The organism is Acidobacteriota bacterium (assembly GCA_009861545.1).
In the GTDB taxonomy this organism is placed as follows: Bacteria; Acidobacteriota; Vicinamibacteria; order Vicinamibacterales; family UBA8438; genus WTFV01.
On sequence record VXME01000124.1, the window covers coordinates 23,504 to 29,751 of the forward strand.

Annotated in this window: 4 protein-coding genes and 1 pseudogene; 2 read left to right on the top strand and 3 right to left on the bottom strand. The window is 68.1% G+C overall.

Annotation, left to right across the window (positions count from 1 at the left end):
- Nucleotides 1-5: 5 nt before the first annotated feature.
- From F4X11_19720 to F4X11_19730, 3 genes are all read right to left on the bottom strand, one after another.
- Nucleotides 6-2,189, bottom strand: coding sequence for an ATP-binding cassette domain-containing protein (locus F4X11_19720; GenBank protein MYN67227.1), 2,184 nt, complete (start codon nt 2,187-2,189; stop codon nt 6-8).
- A 70-nt stretch (nt 2,190-2,259) separates the two neighbouring features.
- Nucleotides 2,260-2,733, bottom strand: a complete 474-nt coding sequence (locus tag F4X11_19725; protein ID MYN67228.1) for a hypothetical protein — start codon at nt 2,731-2,733, stop codon at nt 2,260-2,262.
- Nucleotides 2,734-2,873: 140 nt separating this feature from the next.
- A complete protein-coding gene (locus F4X11_19730) occupies nt 2,874-3,194 on the bottom strand; it encodes an NHLP leader peptide family natural product precursor (GenBank protein ID MYN67229.1) in 321 nt (106 codons plus the stop codon).
- A gap of 1,053 nt (nt 3,195-4,247) precedes the next feature.
- On the opposite strand from F4X11_19730, the pseudogene F4X11_19735 reads away from it, so the two are divergent.
- A pseudogene (locus tag F4X11_19735) lies at nt 4,248-5,040 on the top strand (DUF4338 domain-containing protein).
- A 3-nt stretch (nt 5,041-5,043) separates the two neighbouring features.
- Nucleotides 5,044-6,198 carry an ISKra4 family transposase gene (locus F4X11_19740; GenBank protein MYN67230.1) on the top strand — a complete coding sequence of 385 codons (1,155 nt, stop codon included), beginning with the start codon at nt 5,044-5,046 and terminating at the stop codon, nt 6,196-6,198.
- Nucleotides 6,199-6,248: the final 50 nt, after the last annotated feature.

Below are 6,248 nucleotides of genomic sequence, written 5' to 3' on the forward strand. Positions count from 1 at the left end.
CTCCACTACTGGTTGGCGACCAGGTGTCGGTACAGACCGTCCCTGTCCCGGATCAGCTCGTCGTGGCTGCCCTGCTGGATGATGCGTCCCTTCGCCAGCACGATGATCTCGTCGCAGTCGCGCACTGTGCTGAGGCGATGGGCGATGATCAGGCATGCGCAGCCGCGCCGGCGCAACGCGTCGTCGATCTCCGCCTCCAGTGCCGCGTCCAGCGAGCTCGTCGCCTCGTCCAGGACGACCAGCGAAGGCCGGGTGACGAGGGCGCGCGCGATCTCCAGCCGCTGCCGCTGGCCCCCGCTGAAGTTCGTACCGCCTTCCTCGACCCGCGCCGAGTAGTTCAGGGGACGGCGGGCGATGTCCCCGTGGATGCCTGCATCCCGCGCGGCGGCGATGACAAGCTCGTCGGGAACGGCACGGTTCCACATCGTCAGGTTCTCGCGCACGCTGCCCGCGAACAGGGAGATCTGTTGGTTCACGACCGCCACCGACTCGCTGAAGATCCGGTGGGGGATTCCCTCGCGCGGACGTCCATCGAACAGCACCTCCCCGTCCCACGGCCGGTAGGCACCGGAAATCAACAGCGCCACCGTCGACTTGCCCGACCCGCTCGGGCCGACGAGCGCCACCCGTTGCCCCGGTCTCACCGACAGGTTGAAGCCATGCAACAGCGGTGTTCCGTACGGCTTGTACCCAAAGGAAACGTTGCGCAGCACCAAGTGGCCGGCCAAGCGCAGCCGGCCGTCGATCGTCGCGATCCCGTCCGCCCGCGTGCCGTCCCTTGCAACCACCCACGGGTCGTCCTGCGCTTCGACCACGTCGTTGACGCGCCGCAGGTCCGCGTCGAGCACGTGAATCACGTCCGCGGACAGCAGGAGCCCGGCTACCGGGACCAGGAAGCTGTTGGCAATGAAGTAGAGAGCCATGAGATCGCCCAGTGACAGCGCCCCCGTTATCACGCGTTGGCCCCCGGCTCCCAGCACGACGGCGCTGCCGAGGATGGTCATGAGCGTCGGCACCCCGGCGCTGACCAGCCCCAGCTCACGGAACCGTTGCCGGGCCACGAGCTCCCGGGTCTGGTACCCGGTCCAGCTTGCGAAGAAGTCGTCCTCGTTGCCCGCCGCACGTATCGAATAGAGGTTCCTCGCCGCGAAGTTGCTGATCCCGGCCAGTTGCCCCTGTTCGCGGCGCATCCGGTGGTTGTGGTCGAGACGGAAACGCGAGACTGCCCGCAGGGCCAGCAGGCCTACGGCCCCAATGACCGCCACCAACGTCGCGGTCAGCGGGTCGAGGGCGACCATGGCGACGAGGAAGGCAAGGCACATGCAGAGGTCGATCAGCATCCTGGAGAGATGCAGCGAGCCTGCGCCGGCAATCGCATCGATCAACAGCGTGCGTTGAGTCAGGTCCCCGGCAAAGCGGCTCTGAAAGTACTCGATGGGCAGGCGGAACATCTTTGTGATGAAGCGCTCGGCCTGTTCCACGGACACTGTGACGTTGAGGTTGCGCAGGCTCCGCTGCTGCAGCCACGTCACGCCGAAGGTGAGCGCGGTCAGCGCACACACGCCCACGACGATGGGGGTGCCGGACGCTTCGCGATCGACGAGCACGTTATCGACGAAGGCCCTCAGCAGCAGCGGCAGGCCGATGCCGGGCGCGACCAGCACGAGGCCGCATAGCGCGCAGAACAGAAGGCGCAGCCGATGCCGCCTGAACCACGGGCCCAGCTGCCGGCGCAGGCTCGGCCGCTCGCCGCGCTTCTCGAAGCCCGGAGTCGGTTCGAACTCCAGGACGACGCCGGTGAAGCGGGCATTGAAGTAGTCGTGGGAAACGGTGCGGTAGCCGTTGGCGGGGTCGTTGAGCAGGTACCTGCTGCCGCGAAAACCCTCCAGCACCAGAAAGTGGTCGAACTCCCAGAACAGGATGGCTGGAAGCCGCATCTTCCGAAGGTGGCGCGGCTCCCGGCGCCAGCCCGTCGCCCGCAGCCCATAGTGCTCCGCCGCCAGTTGCAGGCCCCGGCCCGTGCAGCCGTCCCGGTTGACTCCGCACCGGGATCGCAACTCGTCCATGCTCACCCAGCATCCGTGGTGCGCGAGCACTATGCCGAGACAGGCGGCGCCGCACTCCGAGGAGTGGACCTGCTGGAAGCTGGGGGTCCGGCCTCGAGCTACGAAGTACCTTGTCCAATCCACGACCGTGGTCTCTTGGGGCGCCGTCTCGGGGCTCCACCGGATTCACTGCCGGCCGGCCGGTCTCCACGCATCACTTCGGGAGTTGCCGCGTCAGAAACCGCAAAGGGCTCTCGCGGCCCAACGGAATGCGCAGCCGGTGAAGGCCGTCCGCCGCGGCCCGCTCCTCTCGCAGAGCGCGCGCGGGAACGTCGATCCTGACGAGCAGCGACCGGCCCGGCCGGAGGCCGGTTGCCTCCACTATCCGCGATCGAGTCTCACCGGTGTGACTCGAGACGGAAAGCACGGTTCCCGCCACTTTGCGACTCGCCGTGGCACGGAAGGAAAGGACGTCGACGCGCATGCCCGGAGCAAGCGTCTCGGCGTCCCGCACGGAAACCAGAGCGAGCAGCTCCGCGCGACTCTCGTCTTTTCCGTCGAGGGTGGGCGACGCCGTCATCGCATCCCACCGCTCCGCCGGCACGCCATAGAGCCAGAGGCTGTGGTCCGTCGTCCCCAGCACGAGCCATGCCAGCACGAGCACGGTCAGGCCGACAGACAGCCTCATCAGGACGAATTGATGCGGCGGATCCACGCGGACGAGTCCGTGCAACGAGTCGGGTCGGGCGTGCGCGACGACCGCGTCATCCCTGTAGACGTTGCTCGCGAACATTACCCGCTAACGCAGCCGGCACGGTCCCAGGGCGGCTACTCGTCATAGTCGTTGGCGTCCCACCACTGCGGGGCGTTGTTCCAGCGGTCGTTGTCGTCTTCACCGCGGTCATTGGCCCAGCTGGCGGCGCTGACGGACTCCAGCTCGGACGCCTTCAGCCTCGCCCTCGGCGGAAGCACGATATTGGTGGTATGCGCGCTGTCTTCCAGCACCTTGATCTTCAATCCCTCCGGAATGCCGACACCCAACTCCTCCTTGATCGCACCGTGCGGATCTGCGAGCAGTCTGGCCCTGAACTCTTCGTCCTCCGTCGCCTTCTCCAGAAGGTGAATGCGCATCTGCCCTGCGGTCTTCATCGTCCCCTCCCCCTGGCAGGTGTTACCTGCAGAATCGTGCCCGCACCGACCAATGGGCAGGCGTTAGGAGTCCCGCGTACCGATCCGAGTCGACCTGCTGCCGCAGCGTGAGCGCGTCCGCCATGTCGACGACGGAATCGTCGCGACCCATCGGAAACACCGCCTCGCACAGTCCGGTCGACGCCCGCAGCAGGACCGCCTGCAGCGTCCACGAGTTCCGACTCTCACTAATACAAGACGTCAGCGAGGCGATTCTGAACAGGTTGCCGTCGTTTTGTCCGTCGTTGCGAATTCGGGATGGCGTTGCGCAGCCGAACGACCCGCCTGCCGTAGCGCCATGCGGGCTGTCCTAAACCCCCGCTGGCGTCCGGCTCGCCGGAGTCTCGGCGACGGGACACCCACGATACGACTCCTCTTGGCCCGGTGCCGCTTGAGTCGTAGCATTGCCCAGGCGGCCGTCCAGCCCCACCTGCGTCGGTAGGCTCGCTTCCCGGCGCAGAGCGCTACGTCCTCGCGCTAACCGATGCGGTGCCGCATCAGTTGTGGCCCCGCAGCGCCTCGATCTCCCGTCGCGGTTTATCGGGACTCTTCCATGGCCACCCTCCGTCGAATCGGGAGTGCCCGCGGCAGTTCGACCTCGCGTCCATGCGGCCTGCATCTTTCGGGTCCCTGTACCTCCATCGTCCAGGCCGCCGAGCAGGCTCCCCCATCGTGAGATGGGTGCGGCTCTTCTTCGTGGAGGGCTCTCTCGCCTGTTCGTAGGCGTTTTCGCTCGCGGGCGCTCCCCTTTCGGCCTGCCTTTGCGGGGGCAGCGGCCACCCGCCTGGTTCGGACCATCAGCCTGAGCGGGTGACGGCACCGGGGCGCTTCGGTCTGTCCCTCTCCGGCGCGCGCTCCTGAACATTTGAGCGGCGTTTTGGTACGGTGTCGTGGGATGGCAGAGCCGGCTGCGCTGGCCGTGGCGACGACGAGGTTCTCGGGACGAGCCTTTCAGCGTGCAGGAGGTGACGCCTGATCGGCGAGATTGTGCGGGATTGTTCGGGCTTGAGCCGGATGGAGCTGGCGCGCACCGTGTGCGAGCTGTTTCGGTGGCGGCGCCCGAATGGGGGGCTGAAGGCCCGGGAGTGCCGGGAGTTCCTGGAGCGGCTCGACGCGGAGGGTGCGCTGGTTCTGCCTGCCAAGCGGCGTGGCCGCGCGGTGGGTTCAGTCACCCGCGTGCCCCGGACGGCTGCGGGGGAGCCGGGGCGAGCGCTGCTTGGGAGCGTGCGCGACATCGAGCCGCTGGATGTCGAGTTGGTGCGCGAGCCCGCCCAGCGCCTGCTGTTCCGGGAGTTGGTGGGACGCCACCATTACCTCGGGCATACGGTTCCGTTCGGCGCCCACCTGCGCTATCTGGTGTTTGCGTCGCGGCCTCAGCGGGCGGTGGTCGGCTGCCTGCAGTTCTCCAGCCCGGCGTGGCGCATGGCGGCGAGGGACCGCTGGGTCGGCTGGGACGATCGGGCTCGTGCGCGGAATCTGCAGCACGTGGTCAACAACAGCCGCTTTCTGTTGCTGCCGTGGGTTGCGGTGCGCAACCTCGCCAGCGCGGTTCTGGCGCGCGGCCTCTCGCAGTTGGCGGAGGACTGGCCGCGCCACTACCACCTGGGGCCGTGGCTGGTGGAGACGCTGGTGGATTCCCGCCGCCACCACGGGGGGTGCTACCGCGCCGCCCAACTGGGTCGCCGTGGGGGCCACGAGCGGTCGCGGTCGCATGGACCGGCACGGCCGCCGCGCTGGTGCGGTGCCCAAGACGGTGCTGGTCTATCCTATGGTTCGGCATGCGCGGCAGTGGTTGCGGGAGCGGTGAGCGATGCGAGTCGTCCCTCCCCGCGCTGCGGCATCCGACCCGGCGCCGTATGCGGCGGCCGAGGCCGCCTTCGGCGAGGCCAAAGCCTACCTTTCTTCTCGCGAAGCACAACGGATGAGTGAGAGCGACCTCGAACGGGAGTTGCACCGTCGGGGCCAGGAATTGATGCGCAAGCTCCTGCAGGGGCACCTCGATCAGCGCAGTCCGGGCGAGGCCGCCGGTCCGGTCGAGGGGGCCGACGGTGTCGAGCGCTCACAACGGCGCGTGCACGAGCGCCGCCTCGAAACGACCTTCGGGACGGTGGCGGTCGAGCGCGTGGGCTACGCACGTCCCGGTCAGAACAGTCTGCATCCGCTCGACGCCGCGCTGAACCTGCCGCCGGAGCGTTACTCGCTCGAGGTGCGTCGGCGGGTAGCCGAAGCGGCCGCGTCGCGGTCGTTCGACGAAGCGCTGTTCGATCTGTCTCGCAGTACCGGGGCCGAAGTGCCCAAGCGGCAGGCGGAACAGTTGGTGGCTCGCGCGGCAGAGGATTTCGATGCCTTCTACGAGGCCCGCCGGGCGGCGGATGGCGAGCCGCCGCCCGAGGGGTCGGTTGTCGTGCTCACCTTCGACGGCACGGGCGTGGTGCTGCATCGCGACGACCTGCGCGAGGCGACGCGCAAGGCGGCCGAGAAGCGCCGGGAGCAGCTCTCCCGGTTCAAGCGCCTGAAGCCGGGAGAGAAGAAGCACTCGAAGCGCATGGCGGCGGTGGCCGCCGTCTACACGACCGCGCCGTTCGTGCGCAGCCCCGAGCAGTTCCTGCAGAGCCTGATGCCCCGACAGCCGGGAGCCAAGCCCCCGCTCGTGCGGCCGCGCCCGGTGGCCAAACGGGTCTGGGCGAGCCTCGAACGGGAGCCGGCAGAGGTGGTCGCCGAGGCGATGCTGGAAGCCGAACGCCAGGACCCCGAGCACGTCAAGCGCTGGGTCGTCCTCGTCGATGGCGCCGAGACGCAGCTCGACCTCGTCGAAGCGGGTGCCGCCGCCTACGGCGTCGACGTCACCGTGGTACTCGACATCATCCACGTGGTCGAGTACGTCTGGAAGGCGGCGCATGTGTTCCATCGCGAGGGGAGCCCCGACTTGGAATACTGGGTCTGGACGCGCGTGCAGCGCATTTGATCAACGACAATTATTTTTGCCGGTTGGCGAGGACGCGATCGGCCGGTTCG